The organism is Pseudonocardia hierapolitana (genome assembly GCF_007994075.1).
Lineage (GTDB): Bacteria > Actinomycetota > Actinomycetes > Mycobacteriales > Pseudonocardiaceae > Pseudonocardia > Pseudonocardia hierapolitana.
In genome coordinates, this window is sequence record NZ_VIWU01000001.1 from 6,596,064 (window position 1) to 6,620,894 (window position 24,831).

A 24,831-nucleotide genomic window follows, 5' to 3' on the forward strand; every position below is an offset into this window, starting at 1 on the left:
GGTCGGCCAGTACCAGCGCGACCAGACACGATCGCTGGAGTAATAACCGCTTCCAGTTCGAGGGCTATCGCCTGCGGGTCCCCACCGCGCGCCGACGGTCGTCGCCGGAGTTCGCCGTCACCGCGGACAGGAACCTTGTGATCCTCGTCGTTGCACTGCGCTGAGCGACGGCCTGGGCAGTCCGGGTGCCGCCTAGGGCGATGCCGCCCGTCCACTGGGCGTCGGTGGGCAGCACACCGAGCCGGACGAGATGCCCGGCGCCCCGGCAGCTCAGATGCTCGTCGGACGGGCGGAGCCGGCGGCCGAGTACCTCCTGCGCCATCGGTCCGGACGGCCACACTGCGTCCTCGGTTCCGGTGACCAGCAGCAGAGGGCCGTCAGCCTGCTCGGCCGGGATCCGCGCATCGGCCGCCCCCGTTGCCGGCCCACGCAGTCCGGCCTCGTAAGCGGGTCGCAGGCGAATCAGCGTCGGACGGTGTGCCGCGGCGTCGCGGCTCGCCCACCAAGCGTTGCGCACCAGCTGCGACATCAGCGCGCCGCTGCGCACCGGCAACCACGGCACGTCCCGACCCGCGACTGTCCACGATGGAGCGTCGGGTATCTCACCCTCGGATCCGATCGCCTGCCACGTAACGCTGCTGGGGCTGATCAGCACCAAGCCGCGACAACGGGGACCCTCGTGTGCGCAGACAGCGGACAGCAGACCCTCCGCACCGCGCGATACCGCCATGCCCGCCACCCGGTCCGAGTCGACTTCGGAGTGATCTGCCAGGAACCGGACGGTCGTGCCGAACCGCTCCAAGGGCACGGCGACGATGGGTGCGCCCTCATCCACCCAGCTCGCGGCAAGGGCCGCGAAGCCGCGGGACGCGAGGAGCATCGCGGGCCCGACCTGCGACTCGAAGCCGCCCTCTGAACCGCCGAAGCAGGCAACCGCCGGCCAGCCGTCAGCCGGCGCAGTGCCCGGGGGCAACGCCAGCAGCCCCGGCCTGCCGTCGATCTCCACTGTGGAGGAACGCACACCCTCCGCCGGAGGGTGCCGACGGACCGTGCGCCGAACTTCGCCGACCCGCTCCACACGGGCAGTCACGGTCACCAGCCACGGATCGGTCGGCGGAACGAACAGGTCGGGCGTCACGCCGTCGGCAGCGAACCGCATGGCCCACAACGGCGCGTCGCCATCGGCCCGCTCCCAGTCCCCGGACAGCGGGTCGAGTAGGGCGATGTCGACGGGGCCCGACGCCGGCGCGGCGAACATCGCAGCAGACCGCCACAAGCGCCCGTGCAGATCGTTACCGGTCGCCGTCAGCTCGACCGCGGATCCGGCCGGCGCTCCGTGGAGCACCACGGCGAACGGCTCGTCGTGGCGGGAGTCCTGCGGCACGTCGAGCACAAGCGTGTCGGAGGCAATGTCAGACGGTGCCGACGACTGCGTCGCAGCGGCCGGCGTTTCCTCGGTCTCACGCTGCTCGACCGGCACGGAGCGGATCTCGAACCAAGGCGGGACAAGGCCCGATGCCGACGCGGCCAGCCCGAGCAGCACGCAGGGAAGCACCCAGTAGCAGAGGACGGACAACAACCCGGCGGCGTCGCGGATCGTCGCGGCCTCGTCGACAAGGGGCGGGATCATCGTGACAACCGTCATGGCGGCGAAGACCGCGACCCACAACCACGTCATGGTGGTGGTCACAGCGTGAAGCCTGTCGCTGCGAGCGGTCGTGGCGTCAACGAACTCGGTCGCGTACTCCCAGACGAACGGCCGCCCGACCAGCAGCCCGACGAGCGCGACCAGGAAGAGGCCGAGGTTGCCCAGCGGCTGGAGCCAGCGTTCGAGGATGGCGTCGGTGAACACGAAGGCGGTGAGCGTCAGGATCGCGAACACCACGATGCTGCCGAGGTCGAAGATGCGCCAGGGCTGGCGGCGCAGCCTGGACACCACCTGTGTCCCCACCGCAACGGCGAGCACGAGGCACACCACAAGGCGGAACATCACGTTGCCGATCAGCACCCAGTACAGGACCCACGGCAGGACCCCCAGCACGAACCCCAAAGCCCGCCTCCGATGCGCTACCGCTGCTTCGGGCGTACCGGAACCGCGTGACGGTTGCCACAGCAGCGGGCAGGTTCACCTGTTCAGCCCCTGATCCCGGGGGCATTTTCAGGCGCCGCGAGCTCGGTTGGACTAGATGGGTAAGTCCGAATTGGTCAGTGGTCGTAGGCGATCAGGGACCGGGTGATGGGCCGGCCGGTGGCCCGGTTGTGCCGGATCGACGCGATCCGGGAGCTTCCGGCCCGGCGGCCGTGTTCGTGGCGACGCCGTCGAGGACTGGGCGCGAGTCGATCGGACCGGCGAGTCCGTGCACTGATTCGCGAGCGGGAACGCCGGCGAGCGCTTCCCGCTGCCGGGGTTCGTACCTTCCATTCGGGGTAGATGGCATCACGTGAAGCTGCCGCACGTCCGGGATCGCGTGAGCCGATGGCTGTGGCTGCCCCCGGCGCGGACGTCCCCGCGCGAGGCACGCGGGTTCATGCGGGCGGTGTGTGAGGACTGGGGCATCGACGAGACGATCATCAGTGACGCCTTGGTGGTGGTGACCCAGCTCGTGACGTGCGCGGTGGTGCGTGCGCAGGCCCCCTGCGTTGTCCGCGTAGCGCGCGCTGGCGCCGGCCTGCGGATCGACGTCAACGATGACTGCCCGTGCCCGATGCCGATTCCCGGACGAGGTCCGGTCGACCTAGCCGGCCCGTGCGCCGTCGGGATTCGCCTGGTCGATGGTTTGACCGCGGCCTGGGGTGTGACCGATCGGGGTCCCGGCAAGTCGGTGTGGGCGGTTGTGAAAGCCGATCCAGCCGCATCGACCTAGCTCAGCAAGGCCGCGGAACGGCGGGCAGCTGGTTCCAGTTGTCCCGGTCTCGAGAACGAACACGATCCCGGCCAGCGCGACCCGATCGTCGACCGGTTTGCATCCCGGGAATCGGTAGCGCCGCGGTGGATGGGGCGGGACCCGGCGCCTCTCGCTCCTACAGCGAGCCGCCGACCCGACACGATCGAGAGCTGCGCGGAGCAAGCAGATCGGCCGCGAGCAAATCGAGTCGAGACAGAATCACATCGTCCAGGACGGTGTGGCTTCTCGGAGTCAACTCAGAGCGTGCCCACGGGTTCGTCCAGCGGCACCCTGCGACCGATTACCCGCACGAGCGGCTCGAAGCGACTCGGCAGCCGTCAGGATGGCGGCGCCGAGGAGCACGCCGTCCTTCAACAGGGCCTCGCCCAACATGGACAGCTGCGGCATTCCCTGCCCCTCCTGCCAAGCTTCCGGTGTCGTGACCAGGAAGCTGAGCGTACCGAGCATCATCGTCGCGGCTCCGAAGCTGCCAACCGCCGAGGCTTGTGGGGCGAACGGCTTTGCCGCGATCAAAGAGCCCAAGGTGATCTGCGTGATCCCGATCAGACGCGCGAGCTTCTGTGCGCCCAGCTTCTCACGAAGCCGCGAAGTCAGCGGACTCGCCGTGACCAGAGTTTCTGCGTTCTGGACCTCGTAATCTTTGAACTTGAGTGCGCCCAACCACAAGAAGGTCGTCGCCAGCCCACAGCCCATGACCGAGAATCCAACGGAATCCAGCCGGGTCGCCGGCATGTGTCGTATGCGCACGATTCACTCCCAGGACGCCAGCGGCAGGTACAGGAAGTAGTTCGTTCGGTTGACCAACGCGATGTCGGCTTGTCCGCGCGACAGCCGCGACAGACTCAGTCTCCGCTGGGTCGCCTCGTGCCGTCGTCGGGCAGAGGACCCAACCACGGACCACCGCGTGGCCGAACATCCCATGCGCGTCGGCAGCGGTGTCCCGACCGGGAGCTGGTCGGTCCACAGGTCGGACGAACCCGCTCGGCTGCGTCATGAGCTGCACCGACGCGGCGCTGGCACCCGGGGGCGTTGTGGATGCTCCGGCCGGCGGCTTGCCGCTCCTGCCGGTCGAGCGGACACTCGGCTGCCCGATGCGGCCCCGCTCCTGCAGGAGCGGTCGACGTTTCTCGACAACGTCCAAGCAGCCCGACGTGGAGGAGAACGCGATGGCTGCGGGTGAGTACCTGCTAGCCGGTCAGACCTCTGAGCTGGAGCGGCTACAGCTTCAGTCCCGGGTGTGGGAGCCCAGTGGGCAGAGGCTACTCGAGGCCATCGGCCCGGGACGCGGCCGCGCCCTCGACGTCGGCTGTGGTGTCCTCGGCTGGCTCCGTCTGCTCAGCCGATGGGTCGGACCCGACGGGGAGGTGGTCGGAACCGACATCGACGACGCGATGCTCGCCGCGGCCGCACAGTTCGTCAAAGACGAGCAGCTATCCAACGTCAGGCTCATCAAGGACGATCTGTTCGCCACCGCACTGGAGCCGGCCTCGTTCGACCTGGTGCACGCGCGGTTCGAGCTCACCCCGCTCGGGCGGGTCGAGGAACAGCTGGCGACCTACCTCCGGCTGACCCACCACGGCGGCGTCGTGGTGCTGGAGGACCCCGACTGGGGAAGCTGGCACTTCAACCCGCCGGCGCCGGCCCTCCAGCAGCTCATCACCTTCATCCGCGAAGCCTTCCGTCGATGGGGTGATGCCGAGGCCGGACGCAAACAGCTGCAGTTGTTCCGACGCGTCGGCGTCGAGGCGAACGTTCGAGCCGAGGTTCTGGCACTTCCCCCGGGGCACCCGTACCTGCGGCTTCCCCTGCAGTTCACGACAGCGCTCGAGGCACGACTGCTCTCCTTTGTGGACGCGACGGAGCTGGCACGACTGCGCACCGAGGCGGAAGCAGAACTGAAGGAGCCCGAACGCTGGGGCACCACCTTCACATTGATCCAGTCCTGGGGCCGTGTGGCATAGCGGTGGCCACCGGCTCCACCCCCGCGCCAGAGCTGGTCGAAGGCGAGGATCCGATCCGGATCGGGACCCACGAGACGTGGGATGCATGCTCATGCCTGAGAATCCGCAGGTACTCCTTGCGCGATGGGTCCGTGGGCGTGGCCGTCACGTGCCCGTTGGCGGCCCGTTGCCCGCTCGACTGCGGCGTTGAGTCGCCGGCCTCTGATCTCGCTCATGGGCTGGACCCGCTCGCCTCCATCCCGGGCGAGGGCTCGGTACACACCCAGCGGTAGGTCGTGCCGCTCGTGGGCCGTTGCGTTCCGGCGGATCAGCACACTCCAGATCACGTGCGCCGGCTGGCTCGGTGACCCGGCTCGATGCCTGTGGACGGCGCGGCGCTCGATCGCGACGAGCTGGACGATGGCGTCCTCCGGGAGAGGGTGCCACGGGCAGGCGGAGAGTGTCTGCTCCGCCCGCCCGCCATCGTCTGGGAACACACGTTCCGCAGTTGCTGAAGTGTCGGTGTCGTCCTGCAAGGTCGTCATGGCCCTTCCTCTGCCTGATCAGCCGAACCGGACGGCCTCCTGGTCGTCGACGGCCTCGGTGCGGGCGGCCTGAGGTGGTGGCTCGTAGTGTGCGGCGCGCCTGCTGAAGCCGCGCTGAGAATCGCAAGCGCCGCTGAAGTGGTGTCACGTTCGTCCTGATCGGCTCGGCTTTCAGCTGGCTCACAGTCGATTTCAGCGTGTTCACAGTGACGAGGGTGATGCTTCTGATGGGCGGCACGATCACGTCAACCGGAGGCGACGCATGAGCACCGCGTCCAGTCCGATCTGACTGCAGGCGGAACGGCGGGTCCACCGGTGTCCAGCGACAAGTGGAGGCGGAATGAAGCCGTGGCAGCAGCTCGTCGCAGTGATCTGGGACAGCCAGTTCCTCTGCGCACAACGTGCTGTCTATCTCGTAGCTCACCGCCTCGCCGTCCACCTGGATGAGCTCGCCCGCCGTCGCGACGAGGGGCGAAGGAAGCCCTCGTGGGCAGGGGACTACAGCGGCCAGGAACGTACTTGACGGAATCGTGCCCGACACACGGCGACCAGACCGCGAAAGCTGAGTGCCATCTCAAGGAGCATCATCCCGCATCACCGGCCATCGCCGGAGCATGACGACGTGCGATCCGAACCCGCCAATCTGCTGCTGATGGTCGGGCTCCCCGGCGCCGGAAAGACCATTCGAGCACAAGAGCTCGCCGCGGTGAACCGCGCGCTACGGCTGACCCCGGACGAGTGGATGATCTCCCTTTTCGACGGGTCTCAGCCCGACGGCAAGCGCGACTTGCTGGAAGGACAGCTCATTGCACTAGCCCTGCAAGCGCTGCAACTGGGCACGAACGTCGTACTCGATTTCGGCCTCTGGAGCCGCGACGAACGGTCGGCACTGCGCTGGCTGGCAACATCGGCCGGGGCCTCGTGCCGAGTGGTCTACCTGCCCGTCGACAAGGACGTCCAACGCGCCCGGATCGCCCATCGCCAGGCAACCGCACCACACACGACCTTTCCGATGAATGAGGCGGACATCGACGAATGGCGGAAGCAGTTCCAGGCACCGGATGCCGCCGAACTCGGCCGGCGGATGTGGAAACGGATCCGCCGGGCACCGGGAAGTAGATCCGCTCTCGGCGGCGTCAGCGTGCCGGTCCCGGCGTCGCGGCCGCAGACCTCCGAGGGAGGACGAGGGCCTGGACGGCGCGGCCGGCCGGCGCTGGTCTACGGGGCGGGACGGGCGGGTGATCACTCGTGCGACAAGTCGCCCCCGCCGCACGAGCACTCACCGATGACCGGGCTCGTGCGCCCGCCAGGCGGTTCGCGCGGTGCCCCAGGACGCTGATGCGATCATCGCCCCGTCGACGACGATGTCCGCGCCGGAGATGAAGTCCGCATCGGACGAGGCGAGGAACGCGATCGTGGCGGCCACGTCCCGTGAGCGCGGGCAACGCCTCGCAGCTCTCCGACGGTGCCGCCGCCGTCGTCCTGATGGAAGCGGGCGAGCCCGCCCGCCGCGGGCTCGAGCCGCTGGGCACCTACCGCGGCACCGCCGTCGCCGGGTGCGAGCCGGACGAGATGGGCATCGGCCCGGTCTTCGCCATCCCGAAGCTGCTGGAACGGCACGGCCTGACGGTCGACGACATCGACCTGTGGGAGCTCAACGAGGCCTTCGCCTCGCAGGCGGTGTACTGCCGGGACCGGCTGGGCATCGACCCCGAGAAGTACAACGTGAACGGCGGCGCCATCGCGATCGGCCATCCCTACGGCATGAGCGGGGCCCGCATGGTCGGCCACGCCCTCCTCGAAGGACGCCGGCGCGGCGCCCGGTACGTCGTCGTGACCATGTGCGTCGGGGGCGGCATGGGTGCGGCAGGCCTGTTCGAGCTGTGAGCAGTGACAGCACGACGTAGGCGTGCAGCGGAAGCGACTGGTCATCGTGCACCCCGTTGGCTCACTCGGTGGTGAACTGCCGGACGGACAGGAAGTAGCCAGCATCGGTGTGCCGTAGCGGCCCGGTTGCGACTACGTGCAGCCTGCCGGCCGCTGTCCCTCCTTGGAATGCGCGAAACTGCGCCGTCGTCCGAGACGTCGGACGACGGCGCAACTCAGCCCGTCGCTACTTCGGCGGCAGCTGCAGGACCTGGCCGACGATGATGACGTCGGGGTTGGTCAGGATGCTGGCGTTGAGGGCGAAGATCTCCGGCCACCGTGAGGCGTCGTTCATGTGGTTGCGGGCGATCTCGCTGAGCGTTTCGCCGGGGGCGACGACGTGGAAGCGCAGCTGCGGCACGAGCGCAGGGCCGGTCGGCAGGTACAGCTTCTGGCCGGGGAAGATCCGGTCGGGCCGGGCGATGACGGCGCGGTTGCGGGCGAAGATCTCCGGCCACCGTGCGCCGTCGCCCAGCTCGTCGCGGGCGATGCCGAACAGTGTGTCGTCCGCCTTGACCGTGTACACCGTGGGCGGTGTGCCCCCGGAGAGGACGCCGGCGTAGCGCAGCAGGTCGGCAAGTTCGAAGCCGTCAGCGTGCTGCGCCGGCAGGCCGGGCAGCCAGCCGGGGTTCCGCATGATCGAGTCGGAGCTGCGTCGGGCGAGCCCGACCAGTACCCGAAGTAGGTGTAGACGGCGGGGACCGGCGAGTTGTTCGCCGCGTCGGCCTGGTTCGGGGTGGTGGGGTCGAGCATCGCCTTGCCCAGGTCCTCGAGCTGCGTCACCGTGTTCGGCGACACCTCGAGCAGGTTCGCCGGATCGTTCTGCAGGTCAGGGAACAGCAGGTCGAAGTTGTGCAGGTCGACGGGAGCGGTGGCCGTTGCGGCGTCGGCCCCGCGGCTCGTCGCGGCAGCCAGCCCTGCCTGCGTGGTGTCGGGTTCCTTGATGATCTCGCCATGGGTCAGACGTGCCATCGGTGGTCCTCTCGCCCGGACGGTCTGTCGGCGGGAATTTGCCGACCAGTCGAGGAGCGCTGGGAGTCCGCTTAGTACAGGGAGTGCCACGAGTAGAGCCGCGCTGTGTCCGCGATCGTGCGCCGACCCCCGCCGCAACGGCGCCGCCGAGGCGTGCTGATCGCGCCCGGGTGTCCACGAGGTACCGGGCCGGCGCGGCTTTGCCGAGCCGGGTCAGCCGTACAGCCCGGGGTGCTGCGCCCGCCAGCCGGCACTCCAGGATCTCGCCCCCGATGATCGCGGGCAGGGCGTCGGCGAACACGGCGGCCTTCGGGGTCCCGTAGCCGGGCCGGCCGATCGCGACAGACGCGATCGGCTCGTCCGGGGCGCCCCCTCTCTGATCGATCTGTTGGGGGCGGTTCGTCAGATCGCCACGCGGCGTGACCGCTGCATCGTCGTTCGATGGACGACGCGGTATTCCCGGGGGCTGGCGCCGTAAGCGGCCTTGAACGCTTTCGAGAACGTCCCGGCGTCGATGAGTCCCCAGCGCGCGCCGACCTCGCCGATGGGTGTGCGGGCGTCGGAGCGTTCGAGGTCGCGGCGGCAGCGCTCGAGCCGCTGCTCGCGGATCCAGCCGGCGACCGACGTCGAGTGCGCCGCGAACTCGCGCTGCAGCAGCCGCAGCGACACGTGCTGGGAGCGGGCCACCGCGGCCGGGGTGAGCTGGGGGTCGGCGAGGTGCGCCGCGATGAACTCGGTCGCGCGGGAGAACAGGGTCTCCGGCGCCGCCAGAGTGGCGATCTCGTCGGCGCAGCGGGCTCCGACGTAGCCGGACAGCAGGCCGACCACGCTGCGGGCGACCTCGCGCTGGGCCTGCCGGCTGCGTGGTTCCGCCGCGTGGTGCACGACGTCCCACAGCGTCTTCGCGATGAGCGGCCCGGCGCCCTGCCGGCCTGAGAACCGCGTGGCGGTGAAGTGCGCCATCGTGTCCGGCCCGAACGTGAACCACGACTTCGGGAACATCACGGTGAGCATCCGGAAGCTCTCGCGGAACACGAGCTCGTACGGCCGCGTGGCATCGCAGAAGGCCAGGTCACCCGGGGTCAGCGCGGCCTCGCGCCCGTCCTGGCAGAACAGGCTGTAGCCGTCGAGCTGGACCCCGAACTTGTAGCAGCCGTCGTCCGCCGGCACCTGTGAGGTCTGCGCGACGACGTGCGGGCGGGCCTCGAACTCGCGCACCACCAGCTCGTCGAACCGGTGCGCGGTGAGGGTCCCCGAGAACGCCCCGCCGCCCGGCACGTCGACCACGACCGGCAGGTGGTCGGCGTGCACGACGCCGCGCCACTCCTCCAGGTTGCCGGCCGCGACGGTGGCCGGTGCGGCGGTACCGGTCGGCCGCAGCTCCCGGACGTCGTCCTGCACCGTGCACTCCTTCCGCGGGTCCGTTCCGGCATCGTCGCATCTGCGCGGCCGGGCCGCGGCGTCCGTGCAGCGGGCGGCGCGGATCGACCGGTGCCCGTCGCGCACGGCCAAGCCTGCTGCCGTGTCCGGCTCCTACCGTCTGGACGGAGTACGACGCTGCTCTGTGAACGACGCGGTGCTCTTTCAAGGGAGAAGGATGACCAGTCACAGCGGCTCGCCGGTCGTTCCGGCGCCGAGCCCAGGCATGTACCGCAGGGTCGCGCTCGCGAGCGCGGTCGGCACGAGCATCGAGTGGTACGACTACCACGTCTACAGCGTGGCGTCGGCGCTCGTGATCGGGCGGCTGTTCTTCACGGAGATGGACCCGTTCACCGCCACGCTGGCGGCGTTCGCGACGTTCGCGATCGGGTTCGTCGCCCGCCCGCTGGGCGGTGTGCTCGCAGGCCACCTCGGTGACCGCATCGGTCGCAAGCAGGTCATGGTCCTCACGCTCACGATGATGGGTGCGGCGACGACCCTGATCGGCCTGCTGCCGACCTACGCGCAGGCCGGTGTCTGGGCTCCCGTGCTGCTCGTCGCGCTGCGGCTGCTGCAGGGGCTCTCCGCGGGCGGCGAGTGGGGCGGCGCCGCGCTGATGGCCGTCGAGCACGCCCCGGCCGGCCGGCGTGGGGTCTTCGGCAACTTCGTGCAGCTCGGCACCCCGACCGGGATGTTCCTCGCCAACTCGGTGATGCTCCTGCTCGTCGCGGTGATGCCGCAGGACGCGTTCGAGAGCTGGGGTTGGCGGGTCCCGTTCCTGCTGAGCGTGGTCATGGTCGTGATCGGGTTCGTCATCCGGCGCGCAGTCGAGGAGAGCCCGTCGTTCCGAGCCGTGCGGGCCGCGGAGCGAACGGCACGGCTGCCGGTGGTCGACGTCGTGCGGCGCTACCCCGGGCGGATCGCACTGGCCATCGCGTCGTTCGTCGGCAACAACGCCGTCGGCTACCTGTTCCTCGCCTACCTGCCCTCCTACGGCACCGGGACGCTGGGGCTGTCGCGCGGGTTCATGCTCGCGGTGCTGCTCGTCGGCTGCGTCTCGTGGTTCGTGTCGATGATCGCGTTCGCCGCGTGGTCGGACCGGATCGGCCGGCACGCGGTCTACCTGCTCGGCTACGGGTTCATCGCGGTCTGGGCCTTCCCGTTCTTCGCCCTGATGCAGACCGGGGAACCCGTGCTCGTGGTCGTCGCCGTCGTGGTGCTCACCCTCGGCCTCGCCGCGACCTACGGGCCGCAGGCGGCCCTGTTCGCCGAGCTCTTCCCGCCCGAGGTGCGCACCAGCGGCGCCTCCCTGTCCTACGCCCTCGGAGCGGCGCTGTCCGGCGGCATCGCGCCGCTCGTCGCCACCGCGCTGCAGGGCTGGACCGGAACCGTCTACTCGGTGAGCGTGTTCATGATCGGCTTCGCTGCCATCTCCAGCGCCGCGATCCTGGCCCTGCGGCGCATCCCGTCCAGCTTCGAGACCCCTGTCACCACGAACCCCGAAGGAGCCATCGCTCGATGATCCACGACGAGCTGTACGACCTCGGCCTGGAGCTGCGCCGCGACATGTTCGGCCCCGCAGGCGCCGACGAGCAGGTCGGCTCGACCGACGAGTGGGACGACAAGCTGCAGGACCTCGTCACCCGACACATCTTCGGCGACATCTGGCAGCGTCCCGGCCTGGACCGCAGGACCCGCAGCCTCGTGACGCTCGCGATGCTGGTCGCCACGAACCGCTCGCACGAAGTCGGCATCCACCTGCGCGGAGCGCTGTCGAACGGCGTCACGCCCGAGGAGCTGCGCGAGCTCATGCTGCACGCCTCGGTCTACTGCGGGATCCCGGCCGCCGTCGACGGGCTCCGGGCGGCGCGGGCCGCAGTCGAGGAGCGGACGACGGTGGGAGGGCAGGCGTGACGGGCGAGGCCGGTGGGGAGGTCGGGTTCATCGGGCTCGGGCGGATGGGCGCCCCGATGGCGCGCAACGTCGCCGCTGCCGGGTTCTCCCTGGTGCTGCGCGACGAGTCGGCCGAGGTCGAGGAGCGGCTGGCGGCCGAGACCGGGGGGCGGGTCGCGCGCACGCCCGCGGACCTGGCGGGGTGCGGCGTGGTCGTGACCATGTTGCCGACGTCGGCGATCGTGGCGAAGGCGCTTCTGGAGTGGGAGGGCGGGGTGCCGCAGCACCTCCCTGCCGGCGCCGTCGTCGTCGACATGAGCTCGTCGGTGCCCCAGGAGACGGTGGCCCTCGGCGCCCGGCTTGCCGAGCACGGCGTGGCGCTCGTCGATGCACCGGTCTCGGGCGGTGTGCCCGGGGCCGTCGCCGGCACCTTGTCGATCATGATGGGCGCGGACGACCCGGCGGCCGCCGAGTGCGCGCAGCCGGTCGTCGACGCGATGAGCGCCCGCACCCACCGCACCGGCGGCCTCGGCACCGGGCACGCGGTGAAGGCGCTCAACAACTTCGTCGCGGCGTCCACGTTCGTGGCGTGCGGCGAGGCGCTCGTCGCGGCGGAGCGGTTCGGGCTGGACCCCGCGGTCCTCGTCGATGTGCTCAACACCTCCACCGGACGCAGCTTCGTCAGCAGTGAGGTGCTGGGCGAGCACGTCGTCGGCGGCCGGTACGCCTCGGGGTTCTCGCTGCCGCTCATGACGAAGGACGTGGGCATCGCCGTGGACCTGTTGCGGGGGACCGCGACCGCGGCCGGCGCGGGCGAGCGGGTGTACGGGGCGCTGCACGATGCGCTCGAGCACCTGGGCGACGTCGACCACACGCGCGCCGTGCAGTACTGGTCCTCGGTCGGGCGCCCCTGACCCTCGGTTCGCCTCACCGCAGGCCGAGCGCCTGGCGCCGCATCCGCGGGTCGAGGTCGCGGGCGTGCTCGGTGGCGAAGGCGACCATCGCGGCGGCCCGGTCCGACAGCCGCACCCCCCGCGGCCAGATCATCCGCACGCCACCGCTCGGGCTGGCGGGCGTGATCTCCCGGACGACCACCGGCAGGCCCTCGTACGTGCGGTCCACGGCGGGCCGCTGGATGAGGATGGCGTAGCCGAACCCCCTGGCCACCAGCGAGCGGGTGAGCTCGAAGTCGGACGTGCGCCGGGCGATCCGCGGGGTGACCCCGGCGCGCTCGAACAGCAGGAGCGTGTGCTGCGCCGCCGGGGGGATGTCGAGGAGGATCTGCGGCTCGTCCGCGAGCGCGTCCAGCGGCACGACCTCCCGCGCGGCCAGCGGGTGGCCGTCGGGCAGCAGGACGTAGGCGGGTGTCCGGTACAGCAGCACCGACTCCAGCCCGTCGGGCAGCGCGATGTCGTACCCGATCGCGAGGTCCAGCGCCCCGGCGAGGAGCCGCTGCGGGAGCTCCGCCTGGCTGCCCGTGACGACGGTGAGCTCGACCTTCGGGTGGTGCGTGGCGATCCACTCCATCAGCATCGGGACGATCGTCGGCGCGATGGTGACGTAGCAGCCGAGCACCAGCGGGCCGGCGAGCTCCGTCCCGCCGCTGGCCGCCGCGAGCTCGAGCTCGTCGGCGTCGCGCAGCAGCGTCCGCGCGCGCTCGTGCAGGAAGGCGCCGGTCGGTGTCAGCGCCACCCCGTGCGCCTTGCGGCGCACCATGAGCTGGGTGCGCAGGACGCGCTCCAGGTCGGTCATCGCGGAGGCGACGGCGGTCGGCGTGACGTGCAGCGTCGCCGCGGCACCGGAGATCGATCCGGCCTCGGCGACCGCCACGAAGTACGCGAGCTGCCGCAGGGTGTACGCCGCCATACCGAACCCTTCCTTTGCTCCAAGCGAGCTTATTTGAACTTTACCTGTGGAGGTGGCCCTGCCCACACTCGTCAGCGACTCGGAGCGGAGTGGAAGGGCGGCTCGACGATGACCGTGGAAGTGACGGGGGCCAGGCCGATCCCGGCGGCGGACCGGGTGACGATCCCGGACCTGTACGCCGACCCCTACCCGATCTACCAGCGGCTGCGGAGCACCGCCCCGATCCACTGGGTCCCTGCCGTGAACCGGTACCTGGTGATCGGCTACGAGGCCTGCCACACGGTCGAGCTGGACCAGGAGCGGTTCTCGGCCGACGAGACCGGGTCGCTGATGAAGCGGTCGATGGGGCACAGCATGCTCCGCAAGGACGACCCCGAGCACGACGTGGAACGCAAGGCCTACGGCGGCGTCCTGCGGCCCAAGGCGATCAAGCAGCACTGGCGTGCGGTGTTCGAGCGCAGCTTTGCGACGTACCTCGCCCGGCTGAAGGACGCAGGTCCGGGCGCGGACCTGGTGTCGGAGTTCGCGGCGCCGTACGCGGCGGAGAACCTGCGCGTCGTCCTCGGTTTCCGCAACGCAGGCCAGGAGGACATGCAGCGCTGGTCGCAGACCCTCATCGACGGCACCGGCAACTACGCCGACGACCCGGACGTCTGGGCGCTGGCGGAGCGGTCGTCCGCCGAGGTCGATGCCGCGATCGACGAGATGCTGCCCGTCCTGCGGGCCGACCCGGACGCGAGCCTGCTGGCGCAGCTGGCCGGCACCCCGATGCCGCTCGAGTCGCTGCGCGCGAACCTGAAGATGACCATCGGCGGCGGGCTGAACGAGCCCCGCGACGCGATCGCGACGACGACCTGGGCGCTGCTGTCGCACCCCGACCAGCTCGCGAGCGTGCTCGCAGGGCAGCGCTGGTCGGACGCCTTCGAGGAGTCGATCCGCTGGGTCGCGCCGATCAGCATGTATCCCCGCGAGGCCACCCGGGACACCGAGCTCGCCGGCATGGCGGTGCCGCGCGGCGCGCGTCTCGGCGTGGTCGTCGGCGCCGCCAACCGCGACCCCGCGGTCTTCACCGACCCGGAGTCCTACGACATCGACCGCCCCAAGAAGCCCCATCTCGCGTTCGGCGGCGGCAACCACTTCTGCGCGGGCGCGTGGATCGCCAGGGCGTCGGTGGTGGCCGTCGCGCTGCCGCGGCTGTTCGCCGAGCTCCCGGGGCTGCGCCTCGATCCTGCCCGCCCGGCGGTGGTGGGCGGCTGGGTGTTCCGCGGCGTGACCGACCTGCCCGTGCTGTGGGGCTGACCGTTCTTCCAGGAGAGTGCTGCATGCCCAAGGTGATCTTCCATCGCGACGGGGGAGCGACCGACGTCGTCGACGTCGACGCCGGCTCGAACGTCATGCGCGCGGCCGTGCAGAACGGCGTCGACGGCATCGTCGGTGAGTGCGGGGGACAGGCCATGTGCGCCACCTGCCACGTGTACGTGCGCGAGCCCCACCTCGACGCGCTGCCCGCGATCAGCGAGGACGAGGAGGAGATGCTCGAGTGCACGGCCGCGCCGCGCGACGAACGGCGCAGCAGGCTCGGTTGCCAGCTGACGCTCGGCGCCGGTGGCCTCGAGGAGGTCGAGGTCGATGTGCCCGCGACCCAGATCTGAGCGGGTCGTCGTCATCGGCGCCGGGCACGCGGGCGTGCAGGCCGCCGACGCCCTCCGCGCCGGCGGCCATGACGGGCCGATCACCCTGGTCGGCGGCGAGCCCGTGCTGCCCTACCAGCGGCCACCGCTGTCGAAGGAGCACCTGGCGCCCGGTGGGACGCCCGTGCCGCTGCCGTTGCGGGCCGAGCGGTTCTTCGCCGACCGCCGGATCGACCTGCGCACCGGGGTGACCGCGACCGCGCTGGACCGCACATCCCGCACCGTCCTGCTCGACGACGGTGCCGCCCTGCCCTACGACGTCCTCGTGCTCGCCACCGGGGCGGCGAACCGCGTGCCCGCGGTTCCCGGGGCGGACCTGGCCGGGATCCACGCCCTGCGCACCCTCGGCGACGCCCAGGCTCTGCGGGCCGGGCTGTCGCGGGCGCGCTCCGTGCTCGTGGTCGGCGCCGGCTTCGTGGGGCTCGAGGTCGCGGCGGCCGCCCGCGCGCACGGGCCGGCCGTGACGGTCCTCGAGGCCGCGGACCGGCCGCTGGCCCGGGCTCTGTCCCGGGAGGCGGCCGGCCACGTCGCCGAGGTGCACCGGCGGGCGGGCACCGACCTGCGGCTGGGCGAGGCCGTCGCGGCGTTCACCGGTCGCCGGGGGCGCGTGACCGGCGCGGTGAGCAGCGCGGGCACCGAGTACCGGGCGGACCTCGTGCTGGTCGGGACCGGGGTGGCACCGCGCACCGCGCTCGCCGCCGCGGCGGGGCTGCCGGTGGTCGACGGGATCGTCGTCGACGAGTGCCTGCGCACACCCGACCCGGCGATCTACGCGGTGGGCGACTGCGCGAGCCACCCGAGCGTCCACACCGGCACCCGGATCCGGCTCGAGTCGGTGCAGAACGCGACCGATCAGGGCAGGCACGTCGCCGCCGCGATCCTCGGCGGCGCCCGCCCCTACACCGGCGTGCCGTGGTTCTGGAGCCATCAGGGCGCGCTGAAGCTGCAGATCGCCGGGGTGCGCCTGCCGGGCGACGAGAACGTCCTCTGCGGTGATCCCGCCACCGGCCGGTTCTCCGTCTGCCGCTTCCGCGACGGGCGGCTCGTCGTCGTCGAGTCGCTCAACCGGCCGGCCGACCACATGGCTGCGCGACGACTCCTCGCGGCAGGGCGCTCGCCGGAACCCGGGCGGCTCCGCGATCCGGCGTTCTGCCTGAAGGAGTTCGCCCGGGAGCCGGCCGTGGCCTGACCGAGCCCATCGAAGGAGCCTCCATGACAACGACGTCGACTCCCGCGGTCCCCACCGCCGACTGGGTCGAGCCCGCGGCGATGCCGGCCGACCCGTATCCCACCTACCGCCGGCTGCTGGACGAGTCGCCGGTCGCGTGGGTGCCGTCTCTCGGGCGCTACCTCGTCACCTCCTTCGCGGCGTGCCGCGCCGTCGAGGAGGACCAGGAGACGTTCAGCGCGAACGTGAGCGGCGGCGCCGCCACACTGGCCCGGGCCCTCGGGGCCCGGCCGATGCTGCGCAAGGACGACCCCGAGCACGCGGGCGAGCGGCGGGCGGTCAACCCGGTGCTGCGGCCGAAGACCCTGCGCGCGCGGTGGGAGCCGGTGTTCGAGCGCAACGCGCGCACGCACCTGGAGGTCCTGCGCCAGCGCGGCCCGGACGACGCCGACCTCGACCGGGACTACGCCGGGCCGGTCGCGGCGCAGAACCTCATCGACCTCCTCGGGCTGAAGGGCGCCGGGGTCGCGGACATGCAGCGGTGGTCGCACGCGTTCATCGCCGGCACCGGCAACCTGCACGACGACCCCGAGATCTGGCGGCGCTGCGACGCCGCGCGCAGCGAGGTCGACGCGCTGCTCGACGAGCTGGTCCCGCACTACCGCGCGCACCCCGACGGCACGATCACCTCGGCGCTGGTCCACGGCGGGCTCCCGCTCCCGGACGTCGCGGCGAACGTCAAGCTGACGATCTCCGGTGGCATGAACGAGCCGCAGCACGTCGTGACCGGCGCGGTGTGGGCGCTCTCCCGGCACCCGGACCAGCGCGACCGCGTGCTCGCCGACCCGGCCCTGTGGCCCGCCGTCTTCGAGGAGACCGTGCGCTGGCTCTCGCCCATCGGGATGTACCCGCGGGAGACGACGCGCCCGGTGGTGCTGCAGGGCGTGCCGCTCCCGGCGGGCGCGCCGATCGGCGTGGTCGTGGCCGCGGCGAACCGGGACGCCACCGTCTTCGAGCGGCCCGACGCATTCGACATCGCGCGCCCGCGACAGCCACACCTCGGGTTCGGCAGCGGGGTGCACCTGTGCGCCGGGCACTGGGCCGCCCGGATGTCCGTCGGCGAGATCGCGGTGCCCCTGCTCCACGCGGACCTGCCCGGCCTGCGCACCGACCCCCGCCGCCCCGAGGCCTGGCACGGCTGGGTCTTCCGCGGCCTGACCGCCCTCCCCGTCAGCTGGGACGCCTGACCCACCCACCCGAGGAACCGACATGACCAGTGCACCCGCGCCTGCCCGCACCGCGGCGGCCACCCAGCGGCGCGTCGCCGTGGCGACCGTCGTCGGCACGACGATCGAGTGGTACGACTTCTTCATCTACGGCACGGCCGCGGGCCTCGTCTTCTCCCAGCTGTTCTTCGCCCCGGCCGGCGCGGAGATCGGGCTGCTGCTGTCGTTCGCGACCGTCGGGATCAGCTTCGTCTTCCGCCCGCTCGGCGCCTTCCTGGCCGGGCACTTCGGCGACCGGATCGGGCGCCGCGCGATGCTCGTGCTCACGCTGCTGCTCATGGGCGGCGCGACCAGCCTCATCGGGTTGCTGCCCACCTACGAGACGGCGGGCGTCCTCGCGCCCGTCCTGCTGCTCGTCCTGCGGATCCTGCAGGGCGTCTCGGCGGGCGGGGAGTGGGGTGGCGCCGTGCTGATGGCCGTCGAGCACGCCCCGCGCGACCGCAGGGGCCGCGCCGGGGCGTTCCCGCAGCTCGGCGTGCCGCTGGGCATGCTGCTCGCCTCCGGCGTCACCGCGCTGATGACGGGCGTGGTCTCTCCGGGCCCCGCGTTCCTGGAGTGGGGCTGGCGGGTGCCGTTCCTGCTCAGCGTCGTGCTGATCGGTGTGGGCTACGTCGTGCGCCGCTCGGTGGACGAGAGTCCGGTCTTCGCCGAGATGGCGGAGAAGAAGCAGCGGACGAAGGTGCCCGTCGTGGAGCTGTTCCGCAGGCACCGGCTCCTGGTCGTGCTCGCGGCCCTCGTCTTCGCGGGCAACAACGCGGCCGGGTACATGACGACGGGCGGCTTCATCACCAGCTACGCCACGAACCCCGACGGGCCCGTCGGCCTCGGCCGCACCCCGGTGCTGCTGGCGATCACCGGTGCCGCGGCCCTGTGGGTGCTCACCACCTACCTGTCCGGGTACCTCGCCGACCGCATCGGCCGCAAGCGGACCTACCTCATCGGCTACGGCAGCCTGATCGTGACCGTCTTCCCGATGTTCCTGCTGGTCGACTCGGGCGATGCCGGGCTGCTGTTCCTCGGCCTTGCCCTGTTCACGTTCGGGCTCGGCCTGGCCTACGGCCCGCAGGCCGCGTGGTACTCGGAGATCTTCCCCGCGTCGGTGCGCTTCTCCGGCGTGGCGATCTCGTACGCGCTCGGCGCCGTCCTCGGCGGTGCGTTCGCACCGACCATCGCCACGGCGCTCGTGCAGGCGACCGGGAGCGTCCACGCGGTGGGGGTGTACCTGCTCGGCATGTTCGTGCTCGCGGTCGCGGCCAACGCGCTCCTGCGGGACCGGACCGGAATCGACCTCGGCGTGGAGAACCAGGCCGAGCAGGAGGGCGGCGCGACGGTGCTCGACCCGCGCCGGGTCCCGCAGCGGAGCTGAAACGCGACGAGAGGGTCGCGATCGGACACGAGAAGATATACGATCCTGTAAACGATGCGACCGTACGGAGGGACCTCACATGCCTGGACCGGAGCCCGGCGGCCCGGATGCGGTGACCGCAGCGCTGGGGAGGCGGCCCGGGAAGGTCGTCGCGGTCCACCTCAACTACCCGTCGCGCGCGGCCCAGCGCGGGCGGACGCCGACCGCCGCGTCGTACTTCCTCAAGCCGTCCTCCTCGCTGACGGGTTCCGGCAGCGTCGAGAAGCCCGGCGGCACCGAGCTGCTGGCGTTCGAGGGCGAGATCGCGCTCGTCATCGGCAGCCCGGCCCGGCACGTGCGGCCGGAGGACGGCTGGGCGCACGTGGGCTGGGTAACGGCAGCGAATGACCTGGGCCTGCAGGACCTGCGCACCGCCGACCGGGGCTCGAACGTCCGGTCCAAGGGCGGTGACGGCTACACGCCGCTCGGGCCCGCGCTCCTGCCCGCCGCCGAGCTGGACCCCGCTGACCTGCGGATCCGCACCTGGTTGGACGGCGAGCTCGTGCAGGACGACACCAGCGCGACGCTGCTGTTCGAGTTCGGTCACCTGGTCGCCGACCTGTCGCGGATGCTCACGCTCGAGGAGGGCGACGTCATCCTCACCGGCACGCCCGCGGGCGCGTCCGTGGCGCAGCCGGGGCAGGTGGTCGAGGTGGAGGTCGGCACGGTCGACGGCACCCGCAGCACCGGACTGCTGCGCACCGCGGTCGTCGAGGGTCCGCCGCTGGCCCCGTGGGGCTCGCCCGCACACGTCGACGACGCGGTGCGCGCCGACGCCTGGGGCACGCCGCCGCCCGGGCCGCCCGGCCTGTCCGCCGAGATCCGCGAGCGGCTGCACCGGGTCGCCGTCGCGACGCTGTCGGTGCAGCTGCGCAAGCGCGGCTTCGACGACGCGAGCATCGACGGGGTGCGTCCGCTGGTCCCGGGCCGCCGGCTGGTCGGCACCGCGCGCACGCTGCGCTACGTCCCGTTCCGGCCCGACCTGTTCGCCGCGCACGGCGGCGGCTACAACGCGCAGAAGCGGGCGGTGGACTCGATCGGCCCGGGGGAGGTCCTCGTCATGGAGGCCCGCCGGGACCCCACGGCCGGCACGCTCGGCGACATCCTCGCGCTGCGCGCGCAGGTGCGCGGCGCCGCCGGGATCATCACCGACGGTGCCGCCCGCGACGCCGCCGCCGTCGCCGCGATCGACCTGCCGGTCTACACGTCGGGCCAGCACCCGGCCGTCCTGGGCAGGCGGCACGTCCCGTGGGAGGGCGACGTCACCATCGCCTGCGGGGGCGCCACGGTGCAGGTCGGCGACGTGATCGTGGCCGACGACGACGGGGTCGTGGTGATCCCGCCGGGCCTGGTCGAGGAGGTGCTCGGCGCCGCCGAGCAGCAGGAGCGCGAGGAGGCGTGGATCGCCGCCCGGGTCGCCGAGGGCGCCGGGCTGCAAGGGCTCTACCCGCTGTCCGGGCCGTGGCGCGACCGGTACGACGCCGAGCAGGCCCCGTCGTGACGTCCCTCTCCGACGCCCAGCCGGTCTCCAAGGTCGACCTCGCCTACGACCTCATCCGCGGGCGCATCCAGAGCGGGGCCTACACGCCCGGATACCGGCTGGTGCTGGGCGTGCTGGCCAAGGAGCTCGGCGTCTCGACCGTGCCGGTGCGCGAAGCGGTCCGCCGCCTGGAGGCGGAGGACCTCGTCGAGGTCGTCCGCAACGTCGGTGCCACCGTCCGCGGGCTGGACCCCGTCGAGTACCGATGGGCGGTGGAGACGCTCGCCGTCGTCGAGGGCGCCGCCACCGGCCTGGCGGCCCCGTTGTTGCCGCCGTCCGCCCTCACCGAGGCGCGGCGGCTCAACGAGGCCATGCGCGCCGGCCTCGACGACCTGGACCCGCTCCGGCACACCCGGCTCAACCAGCAGTTCCACCGCGTGCTCACCGACCCGTGCCCGAACCCGCACCTGCTCGACCTCGTCGAGCGCGGCTGGGCGCGGGTGTCGGGCCTGCGCTCGTCGGTGTTCTCGTTCGTGCCCGACCGCGCGGCGGAGTCGGTGCGCGAGCACGACGGCCTCCTGGACCTCGTCGCGCGCGGCGCGCCCCCGGCCGAGATCGAGGCCGCCGCCCGCGCCCACCGCGAAGCGACCGTGCGCGCGGTCCTGCAGAGCCAGGCCGCACCCGCACAGGAAGGACAGCCATGAGATTCCGCTCCGACCCCGCCCGGATCACCGGCTCGATCGCGCCACTGGTCACCCCGTTCACCGACGCGGGGGACGTGGACCACGAGGCCCTGCGCACCCTCGTGCGCTGGCAGCTCGCCGCGGGCTCGCACGGCATCTCGCTGGGCGGATCGACGGGCGAGCCGTCGGCGCAGTCGATCGCCGAGCGCGCGGAGGGCTTCCGCACCGTCGCCGCCGAGATCGGCGACCGCGTGCCGTTCCTCCCCGGCACCGGTTCGGAGAAGCTCGCCGAGACCCTTGAACTGACCGCCGCCGCCCGCGACGCCGGGGCGGACGCCGCGCTCGTCATCACCCCGTACTACGCGCGGCCGACGCAGGAAGCGCTGTACGTCTGGTACTCGACGGTCGCGCGCGAGTTCCCGGACCTCCCGATCGTGGCCTACAACGTCCCGTCGCGCACCGCCGTCGACATCGCCCCCGAGACGGTCGGGCGCCTGTTCCGCGACCACGACAACTTCGTCGGGGTCAAGGAGACGACCAAGGACTTCGAGCACTTCTCCCGCGTGCTGCACGCCGCGGGCCCCGACCTGCTCGTCTGGTCCGGGATCGAGCTGCTGTGCCTGCCGCTCCTGCCGTTGGGCGGCGCCGGGTTCGTCTCGGCGCTGGCCAACATCGCCCCGGCCGCCGTCGCGCAGATGTACGAGGCCGCCGTCGCGGGCGACGCGCAGCGGGCCCGCGAGATCCACTACGGCGTGCACCCGCTGGTGGACCTGCTGTTCGTCGAGACCAACCCGGCCCCGGCCAAGTGGCTGATGAAGGAGCGCGGGCTGATCGGGAGCGACCACGTCCGGTCCCCGCTGATCCCGCTCACCGAGAGCGGGCAGCGACGCGTCCGCGCTCTCGCCGCGGCCGCCGAGCAGTACCTGACCCCCGTCGCGCTCCCTGCCGAGACGCACACCGAGGTGACCGCATGACACAGACGCAGCCCGCCACCCGGCACGTCCCCGAGGGCCTGCCCACGCACCTGCAGCACTTCATCGACGGCGAGCCGCGCGACTCGGTCGGCGGCGCGACGTTCGACGTGCTCGACCCGGTCTCCAACCGCACGTACGCCACCGCGGCCGCGGGGCGGGCGGAGGACGTGGATGCCGCGGTCGCCGCCGCGCGGCGCGCGTTCACCGAGGGCCCGTGGCCGACGATGGCGCCGCGGGCCCGGGCCCGCGTGCTCAACAGGATCGCCGACCTGGTCGAGGCGCAGGACGCCCGGCTCGCCGAGCTGGAGACGTTCGACACCGGGCTGCCGATCACGCAGGCGCTGGGCCAGGCGCAGCGGGCCGCGGAGAACTTCCGGTTCTTCGCGGACCTGATCGTCGGCCAGACCGACGACGCCTACAAGGTGCCGGGCCGGCAGCTCAACTACGTCAACCGCAAGCCGGTCGGCGTCGCGGGGCTGATCACGCCGTGGAACACCCCGTTCATGCTGGAGTCCTGGAAGCTGGCCCCGGCGATCGCGGCGGGCTGCACGGTGGTGCTCAAGCCCGCGGAGTTCACCCCGCTGTCGGCGAGCCTGTGGGCGCAGATCTTCACCGAGGCCGGCCTGCCTCGGGGCGTGTTCAACCTGGTCAACGGCATCGGCGAGGAGGCAGGCGCCGCGCTCGTGGCGCACCCCGGCACCCGGCTGATCTCGTTCACCGGCGAGACGACGACCGGCCGGGAGATCTTCCGCGCGGCCGCCCCGCACCTCAAGGGGCTGTCGATGGAGCTCGGCGGCAAGTCGCCGGTCGTGATCTTCGACGACGCCGATCTCGACGCGGCGCTGGACTCGTCGGTGTTCGGCGTGTTCTCCCTGAACGGGGAGCGGTGCACGGCCGGCTCGCGCATCCTCGTGCAGCGCAGCGTCTACGACGAGTTCGTCGAGCGCTACGCCGAGCGGGCCCGGAACGTCGTCGTCGGCGATCCGCACGACCCGCGGACCGAGGTCGGCGCGCTGGTGCACCCCGAGCACCACGAGCGGGTGCTGCGCTACCTGGAGATCGGGAAGACCGAGGGCCGCCTGGTCGCGGGCGGCAGGCGCCCCGAGCACCTGCCCGAGGGCAACTACGTCGCCCCCACCGTGTTCGCCGACGTCCCGCCGACCGCGCGGATCTTCCAGGAGGAGATCTTCGGCCCCGTCGCGGCGCTCACCCCGTTCGACGACGAGGCCGAGGCGGTGGCTCTGGCCAACGACGTCCAGTACGGGCTCGCGGGCTACGTGTGGACCCGCGACCTGACCCGCGGTCACCGGGTCGCCCAGGCGATCGAGGCCGGGATGGTCTGGCTGAACTCCCACAACGTCCGCGACCTGCGCACCCCGTTCGGCGGGGTGAAGGCGTCGGGGCTCGGCCACGAGGGCGGCCACCGCTCGATCGACTTCTACACGGAGGAGCAGGCCGTGCACGTCACGCTCGGCGAGGTGCACACGCCCCGGTTCGGCGCCGGCCCGGCGGGGAGGGACCGATGACGTCCGTGCCGCCGCCCGATGTGATCCGCTGCGCCTACGCCGAGCTCGTGGTCACCGATCTCGCCGCGGCCAGGTGGTTCTACGTTGACCTGCTCGGGCTGGTCGTCACCGCCGAGGAGCCCGACGCGCTCTACCTGCGCGCCTTCGAGGAGTACCTGCACCACTCGCTCGTGCTGCGCCAGGGGGAGACGGCCGCCTGCGCGCGGCTGGCCTACCGGGTGCGTTCGGCCGCCGAGGTCGATCGCGCCGAGGCCTACTACCGGGCTCTGGGCGTCCGCGTCGAGCGGGTACCGGCGGGGGCGACCCGGGGGATCGGCGAGGCCGTCCGGATCGAGGACCCGCTGGGCTTCCCCGTGGAGTTCTTCTTCGACGCCGAGCACGTGGAGCGCCTCACCCAGCGCTACGACCTGCACGGCGCCGGCGCGATCAGCCGCCTGGACCACTTCAACGTGGTGACGCCCGACGTCCCCGCGGCCCAGCGCTACTACGAGGGCCTCGGGTTCACGGTGTCCGAGGACATCGAGGACGCTGCGGGCACGGTGTACGCGACCTGGATGTACCGCAAACCGACCGTGCACGACATCGCCCTCACCGGCGGCGACGGCCCCCGCATGCACCACATCGCCTTCGCCACACATGAGCGCAGCCAGATCCTGCACCTGTGCGACCACCTCGGGGCGGCGCGCCGCCCGGACATGATCGAGCGCGGGCCGGGCCGCCACGGTGTGTCCAACGCGTTCTACCTCTACCTGCGCGACCCGGACGGGCACCGCATCGAGATCTACACCCACGACTACTACACCGGTGACCCGGACAACCCGGTGGTCCGCTGGGACGTGCACGACAACCAGCGCCGCGACTGGTGGGGCAACCCGGTCGTCCCGTCCTGGTACGCCGAGGCGTCGACCGTGCTCGACCTCGACGGCACGCCACGTGCGCTGCAGGAACGCACGGAAGCGCGCGAGGCCGACGTGACGATCGGGGCGGACGGGTTCTCCTACACCCGCGCCGGGGAGGCTCCTCGTGAGTTCAAGCTCGGCAACCAGGTGTAGCGCCGAGCCGATCGGCGGCACCGCCGCCACCGCACGGTGGGGGTGATTTCGAGGCCCCGGTCTCGACGATGCACGCGTTGCCGACGTCCATGCGTTCGG

At 71.9% G+C, this 24,831-nt stretch carries 22 protein-coding genes; 17 read left to right on the forward strand and 5 right to left on the reverse strand.

Annotated elements, in window-relative coordinates; genetic code table 11:
* Positions 1-64: 64 nt before the first annotated feature.
* Positions 65-2,041 carry an acyl-CoA thioesterase/bile acid-CoA:amino acid N-acyltransferase family protein gene (locus FHX44_RS31260; RefSeq protein ID WP_246171021.1) on the reverse strand — a complete coding sequence of 659 codons (1,977 nt, stop codon included), beginning with the start codon at positions 2,039-2,041 and terminating at the stop codon, positions 65-67.
* A gap of 400 nt (positions 2,042-2,441) precedes the next feature.
* Between FHX44_RS31260 and FHX44_RS31265 the strand changes: the two genes are divergently transcribed.
* Positions 2,442-2,864: an ATP-binding protein gene (locus FHX44_RS31265; protein ID WP_147259061.1), complete on the forward strand. Its 423-nt coding sequence runs from the start codon at positions 2,442-2,444 to the stop codon at positions 2,862-2,864.
* A gap of 273 nt (positions 2,865-3,137) precedes the next feature.
* On the opposite strand, the gene FHX44_RS31270 is transcribed toward FHX44_RS31265, so the two are convergent.
* Positions 3,138-3,638: a YkgB family protein gene (locus FHX44_RS31270; RefSeq protein WP_147259062.1), complete on the reverse strand. Its 501-nt coding sequence runs from the start codon at positions 3,636-3,638 to the stop codon at positions 3,138-3,140.
* A gap of 419 nt (positions 3,639-4,057) precedes the next feature.
* Between FHX44_RS31270 and FHX44_RS31275 the strand changes: the two genes are divergently transcribed.
* From FHX44_RS31275 to FHX44_RS31290, 3 genes are all read left to right on the forward strand, one after another.
* Positions 4,058-4,867, forward strand: coding sequence for a methyltransferase domain-containing protein (locus tag FHX44_RS31275; protein ID WP_170309108.1), 810 nt, complete (start codon positions 4,058-4,060; stop codon positions 4,865-4,867).
* A 1,146-nt stretch (positions 4,868-6,013) separates the two neighbouring features.
* Entirely contained in the window at positions 6,014-6,730 is a 717-nt protein-coding gene (locus FHX44_RS31280) for a P-loop nucleotide/nucleoside kinase family protein (RefSeq protein WP_212612732.1), read from the forward strand.
* A 92-nt stretch (positions 6,731-6,822) separates the two neighbouring features.
* Complete coding sequence (locus FHX44_RS31290) at positions 6,823-7,278, forward strand: thiolase family protein (RefSeq protein WP_212612733.1); 456 nt, start codon at positions 6,823-6,825, stop codon at positions 7,276-7,278.
* Positions 7,279-7,504: 226 nt separating this feature from the next.
* On the opposite strand, the gene FHX44_RS31295 is transcribed toward FHX44_RS31290, so the two are convergent.
* Together FHX44_RS31295 and FHX44_RS31300 are read right to left on the reverse strand one after the other, a co-directional pair.
* Complete coding sequence (locus FHX44_RS31295) at positions 7,505-7,954, reverse strand: LysM peptidoglycan-binding domain-containing protein (protein ID WP_147259064.1); 450 nt, start codon at positions 7,952-7,954, stop codon at positions 7,505-7,507.
* 737 nt (positions 7,955-8,691) lie between these two features.
* The gene (locus FHX44_RS31300; protein WP_170309109.1) at positions 8,692-9,690 is read right to left on the reverse strand and encodes an AraC-like ligand-binding domain-containing protein; all 999 of its coding nucleotides are present in this window, start codon (positions 9,688-9,690) and stop codon (positions 8,692-8,694) included.
* A 196-nt stretch (positions 9,691-9,886) separates the two neighbouring features.
* Between FHX44_RS31300 and FHX44_RS31305 the strand changes: the two genes are divergently transcribed.
* From FHX44_RS31305 to FHX44_RS31315, 3 genes are read left to right on the forward strand one after another with little or no spacing between them, the layout of a single operon-like run.
* The gene (locus FHX44_RS31305; protein WP_170309110.1) at positions 9,887-11,230 is read left to right on the forward strand and encodes an MFS transporter; all 1,344 of its coding nucleotides are present in this window, start codon (positions 9,887-9,889) and stop codon (positions 11,228-11,230) included.
* Positions 11,227-11,622: a carboxymuconolactone decarboxylase family protein gene (locus FHX44_RS31310; protein ID WP_147259066.1), complete on the forward strand. Its 396-nt coding sequence runs from the start codon at positions 11,227-11,229 to the stop codon at positions 11,620-11,622. The genes FHX44_RS31305 and FHX44_RS31310 overlap by 4 nt, the downstream gene beginning before the upstream one ends.
* Entirely contained in the window at positions 11,619-12,515 is an 897-nt protein-coding gene (locus tag FHX44_RS31315) for an NAD(P)-dependent oxidoreductase (RefSeq protein ID WP_212612734.1), read from the forward strand. The genes FHX44_RS31310 and FHX44_RS31315 overlap by 4 nt, the downstream gene beginning before the upstream one ends.
* Positions 12,516-12,528: 13 nt before the next feature.
* On the opposite strand, the gene FHX44_RS31320 is transcribed toward FHX44_RS31315, so the two are convergent.
* Positions 12,529-13,467 carry a LysR family transcriptional regulator gene (locus tag FHX44_RS31320; protein WP_147259067.1) on the reverse strand — a complete coding sequence of 313 codons (939 nt, stop codon included), beginning with the start codon at positions 13,465-13,467 and terminating at the stop codon, positions 12,529-12,531.
* A gap of 108 nt (positions 13,468-13,575) precedes the next feature.
* Between FHX44_RS31320 and FHX44_RS31325 the strand changes: the two genes are divergently transcribed.
* The 10 genes from FHX44_RS31325 (at position 13,576) to hpaD (ending at position 24,732) form a co-directional block, all read left to right on the forward strand.
* Positions 13,576-14,766, forward strand: a complete 1,191-nt coding sequence (locus FHX44_RS31325) for a cytochrome P450 (protein WP_147259068.1) — start codon at positions 13,576-13,578, stop codon at positions 14,764-14,766.
* Between the two features lie 23 nt (positions 14,767-14,789).
* On the forward strand, positions 14,790-15,119 hold the full coding sequence (locus tag FHX44_RS31330; protein ID WP_147259069.1) for a 2Fe-2S iron-sulfur cluster-binding protein: 330 nt from the start codon (positions 14,790-14,792) through the stop codon (positions 15,117-15,119).
* Positions 15,097-16,347, forward strand: coding sequence for an NAD(P)/FAD-dependent oxidoreductase (locus tag FHX44_RS31335; protein ID WP_147259070.1), 1,251 nt, complete (start codon positions 15,097-15,099; stop codon positions 16,345-16,347). Before FHX44_RS31330 ends, FHX44_RS31335 begins: the two co-directional genes overlap by 23 nt.
* Positions 16,348-16,370: 23 nt before the next feature.
* Positions 16,371-17,573 (forward strand): cytochrome P450, encoded by a 1,203-nt coding sequence (locus tag FHX44_RS31340; RefSeq protein ID WP_147259071.1) that lies wholly within the window; start codon positions 16,371-16,373, stop codon positions 17,571-17,573.
* A 22-nt stretch (positions 17,574-17,595) separates the two neighbouring features.
* Positions 17,596-18,978 (forward strand): MFS transporter, encoded by a 1,383-nt coding sequence (locus tag FHX44_RS31345; RefSeq protein WP_147259072.1) that lies wholly within the window; start codon positions 17,596-17,598, stop codon positions 18,976-18,978.
* 79 nt (positions 18,979-19,057) lie between these two features.
* Entirely contained in the window at positions 19,058-20,518 is a 1,461-nt protein-coding gene (locus tag FHX44_RS31350) for a fumarylacetoacetate hydrolase family protein (protein ID WP_147259073.1), read from the forward strand.
* Positions 20,515-21,201, forward strand: coding sequence for a GntR family transcriptional regulator (locus FHX44_RS31355; RefSeq protein ID WP_147259074.1), 687 nt, complete (start codon positions 20,515-20,517; stop codon positions 21,199-21,201). Before FHX44_RS31350 ends, FHX44_RS31355 begins: the two co-directional genes overlap by 4 nt.
* Positions 21,198-22,154 carry a 4-hydroxy-tetrahydrodipicolinate synthase gene (dapA, locus tag FHX44_RS31360; protein WP_147259075.1) on the forward strand — a complete coding sequence of 319 codons (957 nt, stop codon included), beginning with the start codon at positions 21,198-21,200 and terminating at the stop codon, positions 22,152-22,154. Before FHX44_RS31355 ends, dapA begins: the two co-directional genes overlap by 4 nt.
* Positions 22,151-23,680: a 5-carboxymethyl-2-hydroxymuconate semialdehyde dehydrogenase gene (gene hpaE / locus FHX44_RS31365; protein WP_147259076.1), complete on the forward strand. Its 1,530-nt coding sequence runs from the start codon at positions 22,151-22,153 to the stop codon at positions 23,678-23,680. The genes dapA and hpaE overlap by 4 nt, the downstream gene beginning before the upstream one ends.
* On the forward strand, positions 23,677-24,732 hold the full coding sequence (hpaD, locus tag FHX44_RS31370) for a 3,4-dihydroxyphenylacetate 2,3-dioxygenase (RefSeq protein WP_147259077.1): 1,056 nt from the start codon (positions 23,677-23,679) through the stop codon (positions 24,730-24,732). Before hpaE ends, hpaD begins: the two co-directional genes overlap by 4 nt.
* Positions 24,733-24,831 lie beyond the last annotated feature (99 nt).